Here is a 19105-nt window from a genome sequence, read left to right as displayed (position 1 = left end):
CAGCGAGTGGAAGAAAAGGAGATGGCATTGATTCAGTCACAAATAACCGACAATAATCTGAAGAATCAGCAGAGCATTCTGTCTCCGGGAATGCGCGTATTGGTGCGTGGCCAGGAATGGCTCATCTCCAAGGTCGAGACAAATTCACTTGGAAATCATGCCGTGACGTGTACCGGAATTTCTCCGCTTGTCCGTGATTCACAGTCGACATTCCTCGATGATCTTGACGATATCGAGCCGGTCGATCCTGTCAAGACTCGGTTTATTCCCGACATGTCGGAACATGCGGATCGTTCCCATTTGTTTATCGAAAGCCTGTTGAGATCCACGGCTCCGACGGATCAGGAGATTCATGTCGGAGACAAGGCCGCCATGGATTCGCTGCCGTATCAGCTTGTTCCGGCCAAGCAGGCCCTTTCTCAACCTCGTCAGCGTATTCTCATAGCCGATGCGGTGGGCCTCGGCAAAACGCTGGAGGCTGGCATTCTCATGTCGGAGCTTATCAAACGGCATAAGGGCCGTCGCATTCTTGTCGTGACAGCCAAGAGCATGATGCTCCAGTTCCAGAAGGAGATGTGGGAGCGGTTTACGATTCCGCTGATCAGTTTGGACTCGTCGCGCATTCAACAAATCCGTTCCGAAATACCGGCGAATGCGAATCCATTTTCATATTACGACAAGGTGATTGTCTCTATCGACACGATCAAACGCGATATTCAGTATGGTGCGGCGCTCGATGCATCATACTGGGACATTATCGTGATTGACGAGGCGCAGAACGTCGCTGATCGCAGTAGCGGCTCGCGTAAGGCGCAACGCTCACGATTGGCTCAGCGGCTTGCCTCCCGTTCGGACACGTTGATTATGTTATCCGCAACGCCGCATGATGGTAAGGCGCGCAGTTTCGCTTCGCTGATGAACATGCTTGACCCGACCACATTACCCGACCCGGACAATTACACGAAGGCTGATATTCGCCAGCTGTATGTTCGTCGATTCAAGAAGGACGTGATTGGTGACGTATCGGGACGTTTCCCGGAACGAAAGGTCACGCAGATTCACTGCGAAGCCTCATCGGTCGAAGAGGAGGCATTCGACTGTCTGACATCCATGCATCTGCGTATGGACGTCAATCGTCGCAATGCCAATTCCGGACTGTTTCGTACGCTGCTGGAGAAGAGCCTGTTCTCGTCTCCTGCGGCTTGTATCGCGACTATTGACGCGCGACTGAAGAAGCTTAGGAAGATCGATTCCGCTGATCGAACCGGCGATGCGGCCAAACTTGAGGAGTTCCGTTCAATACTTGAGCGTATTACGCCACGGCACTTTTCTCGTTATGTCCAGCTCCTTTCAATGCTGCGGAATCCGGCGTACGGTTGGGATGGCAAGAGGCCCGATGACCGCATCGTTATTTTCACCGAACGCATCGAGACGAAGAACTATCTGGAGTCGCGCCTGCGTGAGGATCTCTCGTTGCCGAAAGGCGCCATCGTATCGATGGATGGGCAGATGAGCGACCTTGATCAGCAGAAGATCGTCGAACAGTTTGGCAAGCGAACATCGCCGATCCGAGTGCTGATTGCTTCGGATGTGGCTTCCGAGGGTTTGAACCTCCACTATTTGAGCCATCGTCTTATTCATTTCGATACTCCATGGTCACTGATGGTGTTTCAACAGCGTAATGGTCGTATCGACCGTTACGGGCAGCGCGAACAGCCGGATATTCGTTTTATGGCCATTGATTCTCATAACGAGAAAATCAAGGGCGATGCTCGTATCCTGGAGATTTTACGCGAGAAGGAACAGCAGGCGTACAGCAATATCGGCGATCCCGCGCTGTTGATGGGCAAATTCGACATCGAGGATGAGGAAGCCGTCACTCGCAACGCCATGGAATCAGACATGTCGGCCGCCGAGTTCGGCGAACTGTTGCGTATTCCCGATGAGGACATCGATGAAGACCGCACGGTAAGTCATACTGGCAACAATGACGGACGAAGCGAGGCTGTCGATAGCGAATCGGCATTCGACCTATCCGGTTATCTGCTTTCGCGAATCATGAACAACGCCGATGACGGCAACAGCGATGCTGCGGACGGTGGCGATGTGGATAGTGACCGTGCGAATACGAACCTTACGCTAATGGACGACTATTCTTACGCGTGGAAGGGCCTGAATTGCACGGAATTCAAGGATTCCACCAAGATACGGTCTCTTCAGCAACTAACGGACGCGCAAGGTTTTACCGTGACGTTTGATAAGGACAGCCCTCTACGTGCATGGTTGCGTCGGCGGGTGCCGAATACGGAGACCTTGCGTGAGGATACCGGCACTTGGAGCACTGATGCAAGCTACTGCGAACGCATGGCGCATGGCATCACCGCCCAGCTTCGTGGAGAAAATTGGAGTCGGACCCAGTATCTATGGGCATTGAATCCGTTGATGGAATGGATCAGCACCAAAGCTACGTCACTGTTGTATCGACGTGGGGAGGCGCCGATCATCGGCGTGACGAACGGCAGGTTGGCTGACGACGAGACAATCATCCTGCTAACCGGCATGATTGCGAATGAGCATGCCACACCGGTGCTGGATGAGTGGTTTGGGCTGCGATATCGCAATGACGAGTTCGTTGATCTGTTGCCGATGGAAGATGTGTGGAAGATCACCGGCTATCGTGGCCGCAAGGAGCCGAACTCGGAACGGTATGAGTATGCCAATACCGCAAATTCCGAACCGTCGGAACAGCAGGTTGAGCATGCGCAATTATTGCTAGCCGACGCGGTGCGGCGAGGCCGGAAGGAACTGTGGCAACGAGGTGACGCTTACGAGCAGAATGTTGCCCGCCCGGAGATCGATAAGCAGCTCGAGCGCATTACGGAGTGGAGGAATCGACGAAGCCTCGTTATCGCCGGTTATTCCGATCTGGCCGATCAGCAGCGCAAACTCGATGATATGTACGACGAATATGATGAGTGGGTCAACGAAACGCTGACCGCGTCAGGAGAGCCGGTAATCCGCATTGCTGCGGCGTTTGTAGGAGTGAACTAATGAGCGACAATGATCTGAACGAAACCTTTCCGGGGCTTGAATCCGTCAATGGCTTCTACACGCCGTTTTACATGCAGGAGCTTTTCCCCAAGGCCGTGCGTTCGGTAATCGCTGAACAGTGGAAGGATCTGCCGGCTGAGCGGAAGCCTGCGTATCGTGTTCGGGCGCAACGGCAAGCATATGCGGCCATCGTCAACAATGAGTCCGATTTACTCGAAGAGGAGTCAATCGGCGCATTCGTGGACGGCCTGTTGGATGCTCTCGGATACGTGCACGATGCCAGCACGGTGGTTAATGCCGGGCTAGTCGATCAGCAGTCAGGCGTGCAGATTCCTGTGCACATGCAGGTGAATGACAGCCAGGGGCGGCCGCAGGTGCAGATACTCGTGTCACTCGTCAATGATCCTGATTCCAGTATTCTGGAAAGCCCGGTCGAACAGTCGTCATATACCTGCGAGGAATGCGCACGCATGTTGCTTGCGGATTTCGATGAGCCGGCACGTTGGATAGTTGCGATCGGTTTGCATCAGGCGGTGCTGATCGACCGTCGTAAGTGGGGTGACAAACAGTGCATGCTGTTTGACTTCGACACGATTTTCAGCCGTAACGAACCACATGTCTACAATGCCGTGGCCGTGCTGCTGCACCGGACGAGCCTGTGTCCAGCCGACGGTGATTCGGTGCTTGACTCATTCGATGACGAGTCCAGCAAGCAAGCGGTGTCCGTGTCCGACAGTCTGCGCTCAGCGTTGCGCGAATGCGTGGAGATCCTCGGCAACGAGGTGATTCACGATTGGACGGTGAACAAGAGACGTCCGCTCGATGGCCCTGACGGCATTGATGCGTCCGACCTTACCGTGCAGTGCCTGCGTTACATGTATCGGTTGTTGTTCCTGCTGTTCATCGAGGCGAAGCCCGATCTAGGGTATGCGCCGATGAAATCGGAGATTTACCGTACCGCATATTCGCTGGAAAGCCTGCGCGACATCGCCGAGCAGATGCGCGGACGTATGGATGAGGCTGAAGACACCACGTACTTGGCTGATACACTGCGGAAGCTCAATCATCTGGTGTTCGATGGATACCCGATGAGCGCCAGCATGCTAAAGCATGTGCAGAATAGTGCCATAGCCGATGCCATGTTCGTGGTGCCGCCGTTGAAGGCTCATATTTTCGATCCGCAACGTACCGCATTGATCGAAAATGCGGTGCTTCGCGACAGCGTGATGCTGCAGATCATCGATCTGATGAGCGTGACGACGGCAGGCCAGTCCGATTCTGGCAAGAAGGGGAAGATTGCTCGCCGTCAGCGTATCTCATATGCCACGCTTGGCATCAGCCAGATGGGTGCCGTGTATGAGGCGCTGCTTTCCTATCGTGGGTTCATTGCCAAAGAACAACTGTATGAGGTCAAGCGCGCGCAGGACGATTTCGACCCGTTGAAGGTAGGTTATTTCGTAGGCGAAGGCCAGCTGCATGAGTATTCGGAAGATGAACGTGTACGGTACGCATCCGGGCCGCATAAGGGCGAACCTCGCACCTATGCACCGGGCACGTTCATCTACCGTTTGGCCGGTCGCGAACGGGAGACCTCGGCTTCGTTCTACACGCCGGATTCTCTTGCCGAATGTCTGGTGCGGTATGCGCTCAAGGAGATCGAGCCGCGCATTCATCAGGCCACCGACATCTTGAACCTCAAAATTTGCGAACCGGCGATGGGTTCCGCGACGTTCTTGAACGAAACGATCAACCAATTGGCTGCCAAGTACCTGTCCATGCGTGAGAAGGAGCGTGTGGCCGAGGAGGGTCCTGGAGCGGCCATCCCGGCTGAACGCCGTCAGGCGGAACTGCAGCGGGTGAAGATGTTCATCGCCGACCGCAACATCTACGGCGTGGATTTGAACCCGATCGCCGTGGAATTGGGAGAGGTGTCGCTGTGGCTGAACACGATCTGCGAGGGTTCGTTCGTACCGTGGTTCGGCACTCAGCTTCGGTGCGGCAATTCGCTGATTGGCGCACGACGTGCCGGCTACACAGAGAGCGATTTGAAGACCAAGGCGAAAAACCGGCACTGGTATGAGGTCGCGCCCAAGCGCATCGGATTTGATGCAAGCTCATCGCGCGAGAATCGTGTTTACCGGTTCTTTACCGGCGATCCGGGTATGTGTTCGTATGATGACAAAATCGTCAAGTCCGTCGAACGGAATCATCTTGATATGATCAAGCAATGGCGGAAGGCATTTACCGCGCCATATTCGGACGCGCAGGTGCATGTGATGAAACAGCTTTCCAAAGCGACTGATGAACTGTGGCGAGGCCAGATTGCAAAGCGGCAAAAACTAGAGCATGATACGCGCGATCAACTCGCCATTTATGGTTACAGCGATACGGACGAGGAAAAGCTGACGAAGTCGAATCGTCACAGCACTCAGGGCTCTCTGGACGCTCACGTCTTTGACTCGGTGAATCTCACCATTCGTGAGAAGGACGAGAAGATGGACTCAACATACAAGTCCGAACATGCGCGCAACGCCAGCGAATACGCCCGTTTGAAGCTGGCGATGGACTATTGGTGCGCCCTGTGGTTCTGGCCGATCGGCAAGGCCGACAAGCTGCCGACCCGCGCCGAATACCTGGCGGATGTGTCGATGATTCTGACAGGCGACGTGTCTAGCGAGAACTTCGACCTGTTGTATGAGGGCGGTCAGCTCACGCTTGATGAGGCTGTGGGCGACAACGAGACCCCGCACGATTACGTGACCGATCATAAGGTGAATTTGGATGAGCTGCGTAACAGCAACCGGCCAATCAACGAACGTATTCGAATGGTGGAGGAGATCGCTGCGGAACAGCATTTCTTCCATTGGGAGCTGGAGTTCGCTGACGTGTTCAAGGATGGCGGATTCGACTTCATGGTGGGCAACCCGCCGTGGGTGAAGTTGCAATGGACCGCAGCCGACGCTATTTCCGATGTGAACCCGCGGTATGCGGTCAAGGCGATCAGCGCATCCGATCTGAACAAGAAACTGCCGGATCTGCTGACGGACCAGCGTACTCATGACACGTTCGTTCACGAGTTCGAATCTGTTCAGGGTCAGTTATCGTTCTATAACTCGAAGGGCAACTATTCGCTGTTGCAAGGTCAGCAGACGAATCTGTTCCGTTGCTTCCTGCCGAACGCTTTCGACTTCACGCGGCAGCAGAACGGCGTGAGCGCGTTCGTGCATCCGGATGAGATATATGGCGACACTAAGGCTAGTATTCTGCGAGAACAGATGATGTGTAGGCTCAAGTATCACTTCCAGTTCGTCAATGAGCGGAAACTGTTCGTCGGAGTTGATCATCATACTGTCTTCAGTCTGAATGTGTACCAGAATCCTGAATTAGCAGACACGTCGGTTCGATTTGATTCGATCTGGAATCTATATGAGCCGAAGACCATTGACGAATGCTATGCATCGGACGGCTCCGGTGACATCCCGACCATCAAGGACGAAACAGCCGGTACATGGAATATCCGCGGGCATAAGGATCGCATCATTTCCGTTGACGAGCACGCGTTGAAGATGTTTTCCAAACTCGTGGGGGATGGCACCGAGGAATCATGGCGAACTACGCCCGTGGTCGGTGTTTATGCACGTGAGCTGGTCACTGCTCTGGAACGTATGGCTGAAGTGCCAAAGACTCTACGTGATTACGATAACGTCGTCACCTATTCGGGTATGTGGCATGAGACCAACTCACGCAAGGATGGCACCATCAGGGATGACGTCCACTTCCCGAGTGACGGCGAACCGGTGATCTTCTCCAGTCCGTTCATTGGCGTAGGGAACCCGCTACTGCAATCCACCCGCCGCAACTACAAGACCAACAGCGATTACGACTTCGTGGACCTGACCACCATCGGTGAGGACTACGAGCCGCGCGTCAAGTACGCGCAAGCATGCTCAGATAGCGAATACGAGCAACGCATACAGAAGATGGCGAACGGAAGCCGATTCGATGCGGTGTATAGGCTAGCTTGTCGAGGAATGGTTCCATTGTCAGGCGAACGCACGCTGCAATTAGCCGGCGTGCACCCAGGCGTAGCCTGGGTGCACGCCATAGCGGGCTATGGCGTTCACCCAGAGCGCTACGCGTTGCTTGCGCTCATGAGCGGCCTTCAGGCCGCTCTGCCGTATGATTTCTTCGTTCGTTCTATCGGCAAAATGAATATCAATGCCACGACGTTAAGCATGACTCCTATTCCAGACTCTTGCCTCTCTTCTGAAATCGCTCTCCGCGGTCTGCTCCTCAATTGCCTGACCAAACCGTTTGCGGAACTGTGGGAATCGTGCTGGGAGGATGCATACACCTCAATGGGCTGGGCGAAGGACGAACCACGTCTCACCCCGGAGACGTTCTCCGCACTTACTCGTGAGTGGAACTGGCATACGCCGCTGCGCACCGACTATGAGCGCCGTCAGGCGCTGGTCGAACTCGACGTGCTCGCCTCGATGGCCTTGGGACTCACCTTGGATGAGCTCATCGACATCTACCGTCTCACGTTCACCGTGCTCAAGGGCTACGAGGATGATACATGGTATGACGCCAACGGCCGCATCGTCTTCTCCAAGAAGAACTATGGCGATCTGATCTACAAGCGGGTCGATTTCAACAAAATCCGCAACGCGCAAGCTGGACGTGTCTTCACGCGCACGATCACTGACGACACCCAGCCCGGCGGTCCCTTCGAACGCACCATCGAATACGTAGCCCCATTCGACCGCTGCGACCGCATCGACGATTACCGCACTGCATGGGCGTTCTTCGAACACAAATACGCATCCCAACTTGCAGTAGAGCGAAGCGATCGTGCAACACGGTCAACGCAATCCGATTGACTATGGTCCGGTCCGGCGTCCCGTGGAAGCCGGACCGGCATTGGCAGCATGACTATGGGCGCTCTTTGACAATCGCGCGGTAGGGGCTCGCCTGCATCGACCATGTGGAGAACTCTTTGCTGATGGCCGACAGCACCGACAGCATATCCGTCAGACGCTTCTCCGGCTCGACTCGCAATAGGTTCTCCGCATGGGCTGCACGATTACGAAGCTTGCGAATGCGCTTCAATCGGACAGCAATACGACGACGCCCTTCATCGTCCTGTCTGCCATTGGGGAACGCCTTGCATAGCCCTTGGCTCCACAGGCGTTGTTGTATCGCGTCCTGCATGCCGCTGGCCAAGTCTGCGCCGAGCAGGAGGTCCCACGTGCCAAACGTCAACTGTGCCAACACATCATCACGATTGGGTGCACAACGGTATCGGGGATGATCTTTCGGTCTATGACGGGACTCTGCTAGCGCATGCACCCTTGCCTCCTGTATGCCTTTTCTCAACAAACCGTAGATCTCCTCGGGCGTGCTGTCAGACTCTGGGCCGATCCAGTCCTCCATGCCGAACTCGTTGTGGCACAAGATAACTAGCTGAGCGTCCAACGCGTTCCTCACCGCGATCTCCACATCGGAGCTGTGTTTAAGCACCACTCCAGTAAGTCGTTGATTCCAACGGTACAGTTCGACCGCACGTTGCATATCGTTATCGGCAGCATCCAGATATGGCTGCAAACGTGGCTGACTCAGCATCTGCTCGGCCACTGGCGATTGCGCCGCAGGAGATAACAGGTTGCCGGATTCCGTCCCCACATGCTATCCTTACCATGTTGCTTCGGCGAAAGGCTGAAGCGCTCTACGTCGATGACCCCGGTTCTCACCGGGGTCATTTGTTTGTCTCATGCTACCCCATAGCCCGTCTTTATGCTCTGTAAGGGCGCTACAATCTAGGCAATGGCCATGGTGCGTGGAAAGGACAATGATGATTCCAATCGTTTTGGCACGACACATCCGTAACGGATTGGCGGGTTATCTGGAGACCACGTTCCCCATGACCAGCAAGCCGTTCAAAGGGTCGATTCGATCGCTGGCGAATCAGGATGGAGCGCTCTCGCTCGACCCATTCGTCTCAGTCAAGTTGCCGTTCCGTGTTGCGGATGACGAGCCGTTCCCATTCAACGAATGCCTGCATCCGCAGTATCGGCCATACATGCATCAGATGGCGGCATTCAAGCGCATAGCCAACGGCCAATCCACGTTGGTTGCCACCGGCACGGGTTCGGGCAAAACGGAGTGCTTCCTGTATCCGATACTTGACTACTGCTATCAGCAACGCACCAAATATGGACGTCGCGGCATCAAGGCGATTCTTGTGTACCCGATGAACGCGTTGGCCGCTGATCAGGCAAAACGTATTGCATCGCTTATTGCAGGGAGTGTCGAACTCAACGGCAATGTGACAGCCGGCATGTACGTCGGCGAGCAAAGCCTGGGCAGCAAAAGCGCGAGCACAGTCATGACCGAGGATGCCATCATCACCGATCATGGCACGCTGCTGAGTAATCCGCCGGACATCCTGCTCACCAACTACAAGATGCTCGACTATCTGCTGGTCCGTCCTGAAGATTCACGGCTCTGGGATCACAATGACGAAGACACATTACGATACTTTGTCGTTGACGAATTGCACACGTTCGACGGTGCACAAGGCACCGATCTTGCCTGTCTGTTGCGTCGTCTCACCGACCGTCTGCATGCTGACTCCTCTAAGATATGTTTCATCGGCACCTCAGCCACCATGGGCACCGACGATTCCAAGGCTGCGGTATGCCAGTACGCGTCCGAAATCTTCCACACGGAATTTGACCCGGAACATTCAGTCATAACCGAAAACCGCATTAGTTCGGAAGAGTTTTTTGCCGGCAACGACACCGATCTGCTTGAATACGATTCAACCATTCCCGACAGGAAACAGGCAGATGAGCTTATTCGTCTCGAATCCGATGTGGAACCGGATATCTATCTTAAAAACGCCGCGCAGGCGTGGCTTAACGCGCCGGACGACGCTGACCTCGATAGCATGCAGGCTCGCATAGCGCTTGGCCAGCAGCTTCGACGCTCCCGCTTCCTTGCATCTCTTACCGCTTTGCTGTCATTGCAACCACAACGTATCGGCACGGATCTACTGAACCGGCTATCTACGCAATACGTTCGTTTCAGCCAACTTGATGCCAGACAGCAGCAGGCGGCGGTAGATGCGCTAATCGCACTTGTCTCTTATGCTCGCACGGGGAACGCCGATCATCCGCGCCCGTTCCTTGACGTGCAGGTACAGCTGTGGTCTAAGGAGTTGCGCCAGCTTACCGCGAATATCGTCCCGGCTGACGGTACGGTCCAATTCAAACCCGCCCTTGAGCTCGACAAAACAATCAGCGAACAATACCTGCCAGTCATCAACTGTCGTGACTGCGGTGGCACCGCATGGATCGGCTTTACCGGCAAAGACGGCAGAGTCACCGCTTCGGACAGGAAAGCATTCTATAATGCATACTTCTCCTTCCAGCCCAACAACCAGTTCCTGATCCTGCAACCGTATATCAAGTCGGACCAGGAACAGTTGAACGACGTGCCGGCCGCATGGTTCTGTCCACAGTGCATGCGTGGCAGCACGATGGAATCGGACGATGGCAGTGAATGCGCATGCCCGGAATGCGGTTCGCAACGGGTTCCGGTACGGGAGCGTGTTCTTGAGCTGGTGGCCCCCAACCGTCGTCATTACCGGTGTCCCTTCTGCGCCAGCGAACGTGGCCTCGCACTGGTGGGTTTGCGCTCTACGACCCAGATCGGTGTCATGCTGTCGCAACTTTTCGCCGATGCCTACAATGACGATGATAAGACCATCGTATTTTCCGACAGCGTGCAGGATGCATCATTCCGCGCCAGCGCGCTCAGCGATCATACGTGGCGCTTCGCTCTTCGCAATTCGGCAATGGACTATATCCAGCACGACGACAAGGATAACGCCACATTCGCCCAATTCCTTGATTGTCAGAACGACTACTACCGTCGTCAATACACCAACGACGCGGAATACGTTGTACGGTTTATTGCACCCAATATGACATGGATGCGTGAATATGAGTCCGTGCTCGCGGGCAATCCGGGTGGCCCTGAGCGTAGACGTCTTATCGAATGGATCGGTCGCCGTTTGCGTCTCGAATCATTATTCGAATTCGGTCTGCGTTCTCGTGTCGGCCGAACATTGGAAAAATCCGGTTGCGCAACGCTGTACTTCGATCAGCAAAAACTCAACCAGACGGCGATGCGATTCCGTGAACGGTGCATCAACGAAATCGGTGTCGACGATGCCGTGATTCATTCCGAGGATTGGGCGCGCCTGATTGTCGGACTGCTTGATCTGATTCGGTCCAAGGGTGCCTTTTTTGATATCTCTTATGAGAGATACCTTGCCGTAGACGCAAACCGGTTCTTCCTGCAATATGGCAAGAAAACCGGTAACTGGTGGAGCCCCGGATCGTATTTTGACGTACTCCCCAGATTCCTCGCGGATACGCCCCAAGGCGCGCACAAGGATTCCTACGACACGCTCGGTTCAATCGAATATGTACGTATGGCTAACCGATACATTGCGGATAACGCATTGGTCGGAGACATAGCCCACGAACTATTGAGCCGTGCTTTGGACACGTGCGTTGACGCAGGGTTCATCGCCAAACGGGAGTTTGCAGGCAAATTCGGCACAAAGCACGTATACGGTTTGAACGAAAACGAATGCCGTATCAGCACGGATGTGTCGCAATTGGTATGCTCTGTTTGTGGCCGAAACTATTCGTGCGCCACGCAAAATCTGCAGGTGCGGGAAGGCTCACGCTGCATTACCCGCCAATGCCCGGGGCGCCTGCATCTCAATACGGATGCAACCGCGGCATTGGAACTGTCATACTACGGCAAACTGTATCGTTCCAAACCGGCCGAACGTATCCGAGCAGCGGAGCATACCAGTCTGCTTGACGGCGATGATCGCACGAAGCTTGAAAAGCAATTCAAAGGCTCCGAACATACTCCAGGCGAAGTGAACGTGCTGACCTGCACTCCAACGCTGGAGATGGGTATCGATATCGGAGATCTGTCCACGGTAATACTTGCATCGATGCCGCCAAGCCAAGCACGGTACATCCAGCGTGCCGGACGTGCCGGACGTCGCGACGGCAACTCGTTAGTGTTGACCGTTGCCAACAGCAAGCCGCACGACATGTATTTTTACCAGCACCCACTAGATATGATCGGCGGGGATGTCACTCCTCCACATATTTTCCTGCATGCAACCGCTGTGCTGGAGCGCCAGCTCATTGCATACGCTCTTGACACATGGGTCCATGAGAAGCTCGTTCATGGAGAGAATCCGAGTGAGATCATTCCCACTAAATTGCGATCTTGCCTAGATAATGTACGGGAAGAGCAGCGCAATGCATTCCCATTCACTTTCCTCGATTACGTGCAGTCCCATGCTATGCTGCTGCTTGACCGCTTCTGCGAGCTATTCGAATTCGAAGAATCGGCAGAAGATGGTGCCCTTCGTGAGCAGTTGGAGCAATTCCTGCTTGGCACGAATGAACATGATGCGGATAGCGGACAGCATTCCCTGCCGCTAAGAATATATCGCGTATTTCAAAAGACGAATGCTCATATCGCCGAACTCATACGGCAGAAGCATCAAATCGAATCCATCATCACGGATCTTGACTCCAAGCCGGATGATTCGGCATACCAGCAGCAGAAGAACGAATGCCGCAGCGAGATTAGAGGCATCGACAAGATCATCAAAAACTTGAATGATCAGAATACATTTAATTTCCTCTCGGATCAGGGTATCCTACCAAACTATGCATTCCCCGAGTCCGGAGTGACGCTGCATACCATCCTCAAAGAGGATAGAATCCCCACTGAGGATGGTAAAGGCGAAGATCTTTCGCCAAGGCAGGATGGTGAAAAGACCCATGACTTCACGCGTCCGGCGGCTTCTGCCATCACGGAACTCGCTCCGGGCAACACGTTCTATGCCGCCGGCCGCAAGTATGTGATTAACCGTATCCTGTTCGCCAAAGGTGATATGGACGAAGACACAGTGATGTGGAAACTGTGTCCGAACTGTTCGCATGCGGAACCGGTCTCCTCTGTTCGCAACACGGCCAGCTGTCCGTCATGTGGTTCCGCGCAATGGGCTGATGTCGGGCAGGAAAGGCCGATGGTGCGCATCGACACCGTCATTTCGGAAGAACGGTACAGCGACAGCGTCGTTGACGGTTCCAACGAAGACCGTAGCAGCATGCTCTTTGTCAAGAACTCGTTGATCGATATCGAACGGAACGATGTGGAATCAGCATGGAAGATCGATCATGGAGACACGGATTTCGCATACGAGTACGTACCTCACGGAACGGTACGCGAAATCAACTTCGGCAAGGCCGATACCGACGGCAGGGAAATGACGGTCGCCGGTGAAAAACGCATACGCAATGGCTTCAATGTCTGCGTCCGCTGCGGTACGCTTGCCGACGATAAAGGGTATATCAATCACTCTTACTTCTGTCCGAATCGTACAAACATATTGAGTGACGAGGAACCCAGCAAGTGCTTGTTCCTGTTCCGTGAAATTCACACCGAGATGCTGCGCATCCTCGTTCCCGGTATTGCTGATGCTTCTGGCGACAGCAGTATGGCCAAATCGTTTACAGCCGCAGTGATGCTGGGTATGTCACGCATATTCGGCAATGTTGCTCATCTCGCTATGACATTGAGCAACGAGCCTCTGCGAGATGGTTCTGGATTGCGCAAAATCTACTTGGTGATTTACGATACGGTTCCCGGCGGAACCGGTTATCTGAAACAGATCGCCGATAACGGCGACAGGCTGATCGACGTGCTACAACAAGCATACGAGGCCATGAACCATTGCGATTGCGATGATGGCTGTTACCGCTGCTTGTATTCGTACCGGCAGAATCGGGATCTTGACAGCATCTCCAAAAAGACCGCATTGGCGATGATCGAACCGATTCTTGGCAACAAAGATCTGTTCGTGCGCACCACAACCGTATCGGATGTCTCGGTCAACAAGCTATTGGACAGCAAGCTGGAGGCCCAATTCCTGGAGGCGTTGCGTCGTCTTTACGCCAATCCTCTGGCCAAAGGAGCCGATGAGCGCGGACGCCGTGCCGTGGTGACCCAAGCGTACATTGATCGCGCCGGACATCATGACGGATACCTCATGATCATCGGCGACTCTCAATGGGAAATCGAGCTGCAGCAGGATGTTTCTCGGCTTGATAATGTTCCGGCAGTGCTGTCCAAGCCCGATTTTCGGCTGCACTGCGTCAGTGATGATCAACCGGTCAATGGTGCGAATGGTGTCGCCAAGCGTCGTAAAGACGTGCTCGTGTTTACGGATGGGCTGCAGTTCCATGCAGGGATAGTTGCCGAAGACACGGCTAAACGTGAAGCTCTGCGTCGATGCGGATATCGAGTGTGGTCACTGACCTACGACGATGTTGTGGGCTTCCTTGAAACGCCCGATGACAAGCGTCTTCTCGATCCAGCGCTGAATGTCAGTGATATGCCGGGCAAGAAGGCGTATAAGATGAGCGTGGAATCTTCTGCCGAGCTGGATCCCGGGCAACTTCCTGCTCTGTCGCTGCTTGGGTATTATTTGTCGAACCCTGATGCGGAACAAGTCCTTTCCTCTCAGGCGGAAGGGCTGGGAGTCGCCATGATCGACAGGCCAGACATGACGCAAGGAACAGCAAAGGCGAACACCATGGCCGCGCTGGAAAACGCGCTTATCGGCACGAGTACGGACTATATGGCGCGTGATGTATTTGATTTCCATCATGCTCAGCGTCTCAATATGTACGTTGGTATCTCACTTGAAGATGACCATAAAACCGTCAGCAACCAGTACGATCTCCTGTTCGATGACACCATCAATGGAGTCGATCTCGATGGCGATAATCCACTGACGACTCTGGACGACGAAGAACGCCAATCATTCAAGCGCGAATGGGCAAGTTTTTGGCATGTTGCCAATATCATGCAATTCGCCGATGCATTCCGTTTCGGCACGATCAGCGCCGTCGCCAGTAAGACCGTATACGCTCCGCTGTGTCAAGACGCGGTGAATAAACGCGCATCTGAGAACGAGAAAGAGCAGATCGGCGGGGACTGGTACAGGATTCTTCAGGACGATATCCTTGAGGCACAGGATCGTCATGCAGCTGAATCCTTTATCCGTGCGGGGATTCCGGCGCCGGACCTGCTTCCCGGAGATGATGTGGAAGAATCAGCTGATGTGTTTATTCCCGTAACGTTCGCATGGACGGATAAACGAATCATATTCTTGGTGCCAAATTCATATTGCGAGGACCCCAAAGCTATGTTCTCCAGTAGCGAATGGAATATCATGACAAACGAAGAAGAAGTGCTGCGGGCATTTTCCAACAAGCAGGAGGGGAATTGATGGCAAACGCAACGTACAAGCCGGAAGTGGTGTTTGGAAAGCAATTTCTAGCATCCTGCTTTGCTTTACCGAAAACGATCCAGCATAAGGTGTCGAATTTTATCACTAAGTTCCAGCGGAATCCGCAATCCACGGGTATCAACCTGGAGCGAGTTAAGAATTCAATTGACAAAAAAATGTATTCAGCTCGGATCGATCAGAAATACCGTATTATTGTGGCTTATGACGGCAGTGAATATCTGTTGTTGTATGCGGACAAGCACGATGATGCATATACGTGGGCAGTGAATAAACGCATTGAAGTCAACCCTCGTAATAACTCCATTCAGTTGTTTGATGAAATCACCGAGCATGAACGCGACGAGGCTCTGCATGAGCCTGCAGCACATGACGGGCTTGTAGCAAACGACTATTTATCATTGACTGAAGATGAGATGAGGGAGCTCGGCGTTCCCGACAGTTATGCGCCGATTATGATCCGTCAACGGACATGGGATCATTTAAATCATTGGCTGGGCAGACTTCCGGAAGATGCTCGTGTCTATCTGCAGCTTGCCGCAGAGGGACAATCGAAAACGGAAGTACTGAAAATGGCCAGGGAAAGTTCTCAGCTTGCGAGTCCTTTGCTTGGTTTGGAACAAACGGTATCGTCTTCACATGTTGGAGCGATGTCGTCGCATGCCGAATCCGACGAGCAATCGGAAACCTCATCCGTCAAACCGCACGCGACTTCATTCCGGGAGGCATTGTCTTCCTACAATACGCAGCAGTCGTTCGTGGTCGTTCAAGGCGAATCCGATCTTCAGCGTCTTCTTGATGCTCCTCTGGAACAATGGCGTGTATTCCTTCACTCCTCCCAGCGTATGTATGTTGAGCGCAATTATCATGGTCCGTTCCGTCTAACCGGTGGCGCCGGCACGGGTAAAACCGTCGTCGCCATGCACCGCGCCAAAAGATTGGCCGCACTATTGCTCAATAGCAAGAGCCGGCAGAAAGTTCTATTCACCACCTACTCATCCAACCTGGCTACCGATATTCAGGCGAATCTGAAGCTGATCTGCACCAATGACGAGCTCGATAAGATCGATGTGATCAACCTTGACAAGTTCGTCTATCGCTTCCTCCGAGACAAGGGATACGGATACAAGATTTGGTACGAAGACACTGGCTATCCGTGTCCAGATGGTCAGATGCGCAATATTGATATGGTGTGGAAGGAAGCGATACGAGATGTTGGAACTGACTCGTTGAGCGGACTGACTGCCGAATTTTTCAAGAGCGAATGGGAACAGGTGATCGTTCCACAGCAAGTTACATCCGCGGCTGACTATCTGCATGTGGTGCGCCGCGGTCGTGGTACGCGATTGGGCCGCGACCAGAAGATTGCGATATGGAAGGTTGTAGACCGTTACCAGCATCTCATGAAGGAATACCAGGCATGCGATATTGACATGGCAATGAGCATGACCGCCAACCTGCTCAATGAATCCAATCGGTCGACGAAACGATACGCACATGTAGTAGTTGACGAAGGACAGGATTTTTCCACTCCGGCATACCGAGTCCTACGCTCGCTTGTTGATGCGCACGACAATGATATATTCATCGTCGGCGATGCCCAGCAGCGAATTTACAGACGTACCGTGGTGCTGTCGAAGTGCGGCATCAATATCAGTGGCCGCGCAAGGCGCTTGAGGATCAACTATCGCACCACTGAGGAAATACGTGCTGCAGCAGACCGTATTTTTGAAATCGACACAGACGATTTCATTGACTCGGTATTTGCCGCCGCTTCCGGCACGGATACCAAGGAAACGCAGCCAGTGCTTTGCGATGATTTGGATGGCAGCACGGAACAAGCAGGTGATAGTCGCTCTCTCTTCAGCGGTCCCGTTCCGACCGTACGCAGATTTGCAACTACCGAGGATGAAATCACCTTTGTTGAGCAGTGGATTGCGGGCAAATGCGGTCTGAACAAAATTGCCAATAACGATGGCGGGGAATCCACGCCATCAGAAGCATATGCGGATGCTCGTAACATCTGTATTGTGGCAAGGACCGGCCCCCGCGTAGAACATTGGGCGTCTACCCTTGATCGAGATCTGCCGTATGGAGTGTATCAACTTAGTCGCGAAGAAGAGGATCGGCAACGTCGCGGCATTCGCATTGCGACCATGCATCGAGTCAAGGGCCTGGAATTTGACTACGTTATCATCGTCGATGTAGAGAAAGGCGCGTGCCCTCCAGAGAGGGCCGTCGAGTCCGCTCCGGACAAACTGGCGCTAGCTGAACTCTACAAACGGGAGCGTAGCCTCATCTATGTGGCATTGACTCGTGCTCGCAAAGAGGTACTGTTGTTGGGGCGTTCGTGACAGCTGGTTCCTTTTCCCGCTGGCCGGCCGGCAGCTGAATCAGAATTGCATCAGGGGTGTAACCGGCGGATATGTCGGTTACACCCCTGATGCGGATTGACGTTGCTTCAGTCGAGTTGAGCGTCTTGTCTTACCGGGAATCAGGCAATCACATCAGGTCGGTTCAGATCAGTGCGCCAGAATCTCCGTGGCGATCTCCTCGCCGCTCATCGATGCCGGGTAGTAGGTGGGCCAGTTGTCCATCTCCTTCAGGGTCTCCTTCTGGGAGGCGTCACCCATGAAGATGTGGAAGTGGGCGGACTTGCCCGGTGCGATACCGTGGTCGGAGAACTGCACGATCTTCGGCGCGCCCTCGGGCACGTCGCCGGTGGCGGTGAACAGGAACCGCACGCCGCGGTTGCCCTTAGCGTAGTCGAGGATCTTGAATCCGTCGTACTTGTAGGTGGCGGTCGCGGTCTTGCCACCGCGGGTGAAGCTCATCTGGTCGCCCTTGATGACGATCTTCTCCACGTCGGTCTTGTAGCCGGTGTCGTAGTACTGCTTGTACTCCTCGGCGGTCTTCGAGTTCTCGCCTGCCTTGGTCACGTAGGCGTCGTTGATTGCCTCGGCGGCCTTGAGCACGCCTTCGGGGCTGAACCACACATGGGGGTTGGTGGAGCCGTGATGGTGATGGTGGCCTTCCTCGCCTTCCTCATGCTCGTGTGAGTGCTCCTCAGTGGCGGTGATGCCCATGAGGTCGCCCACGTTCACGATGGTCTGCTTGTCCGGGTTAAGCTGAGCCTTTTCCGCCCAGCCGTCGTATCCGGCGCCGTTGAGCACGACGATGTCGGCCTTAGCGAGCTTCGCGAGGTCCGAGGCGGTGGCCTCGTAATCATGCGGGTCGGCGGAGGTCGAGTTGATCAGCGAGGTGACTTCGGCACAGGAGCCGCCGAGTTGCTCGGCAAGCGAACCCCACTGATTCACCGAGGCGACCACGGTGAATGTCGTGTCGCAGGAATCCGCAGCCGTCGTCGTGGTGCTGCCGCCGGGTTCACCGCCGGACGTCTGGCCTTGTCTTGCGTAGGCGAATCCGCCGACAATGCCGCCGGCGAGCAGCGCGCCGACGCAGAATGCGGCGATGGCGGCGATAACCGGTTTGCGACGATCGCCGATGGATGCGTGAGTGCTGGGATTGGTTTCCGGTGTGGGCTGGCTAGCGTTTGAGTTAGTCATGGTTGGGCTTTCTACCTGATTGTTCTTATTGTTCTGATTGCTCAGTTTCTGGGTGTGCTCTGCT

General features: G+C 54.2%; 6 protein-coding genes. 4 read left to right on the top strand and 2 right to left on the bottom strand.

The features are described 5' to 3' along the window. Positions 1-21: 21 nt before the first annotated feature. Together BREU_RS01765 and BREU_RS01760 are read left to right on the top strand one after the other, a co-directional pair. A complete protein-coding gene (locus BREU_RS01765) occupies positions 22-3051 on the top strand; it encodes a DEAD/DEAH box helicase (protein WP_052381981.1) in 3030 nt (1009 codons plus the stop codon). Further along, a complete protein-coding gene (locus BREU_RS01760) occupies positions 3051-7934 on the top strand; it encodes an Eco57I restriction-modification methylase domain-containing protein (protein ID WP_052381980.1) in 4884 nt (1627 codons plus the stop codon). Before BREU_RS01765 ends, BREU_RS01760 begins: the two co-directional genes overlap by 1 nt. Before the next feature lie 52 nt (positions 7935-7986). On the opposite strand, the gene BREU_RS11140 is transcribed toward BREU_RS01760, so the two are convergent. Continuing rightward, positions 7987-8736: an Abi family protein gene (locus BREU_RS11140; RefSeq protein ID WP_052381979.1), complete on the bottom strand. Its 750-nt coding sequence runs from the start codon at positions 8734-8736 to the stop codon at positions 7987-7989. A 166-nt stretch (positions 8737-8902) separates the two neighbouring features. Between BREU_RS11140 and BREU_RS01750 the strand changes: the two genes are divergently transcribed. Next, on the top strand, positions 8903-15457 hold the full coding sequence (locus BREU_RS01750; protein WP_044089950.1) for a DEAD/DEAH box helicase: 6555 nt from the start codon (positions 8903-8905) through the stop codon (positions 15455-15457). Beyond that, a complete protein-coding gene (locus BREU_RS01745) occupies positions 15457-17829 on the top strand; it encodes a UvrD-helicase domain-containing protein (RefSeq protein ID WP_044089949.1) in 2373 nt (790 codons plus the stop codon). The genes BREU_RS01750 and BREU_RS01745 overlap by 1 nt, the downstream gene beginning before the upstream one ends. Positions 17830-17997: 168 nt before the next feature. On the opposite strand, the gene BREU_RS01740 is transcribed toward BREU_RS01745, so the two are convergent. After that, positions 17998-19041 (bottom strand): metal ABC transporter solute-binding protein, Zn/Mn family, encoded by a 1044-nt coding sequence (locus BREU_RS01740; protein WP_044089948.1) that lies wholly within the window; start codon positions 19039-19041, stop codon positions 17998-18000. Positions 19042-19105: the final 64 nt, after the last annotated feature.

Source organism: Bifidobacterium reuteri DSM 23975 (genome assembly GCF_000741695.1).
GTDB classification, from domain to species: domain Bacteria; phylum Actinomycetota; class Actinomycetes; order Actinomycetales; family Bifidobacteriaceae; genus Bifidobacterium; species Bifidobacterium reuteri.
The sequence above is the reverse complement of the archived record's forward strand: the minus strand, read 5'-3'. Positions and strand labels throughout refer to the sequence as shown.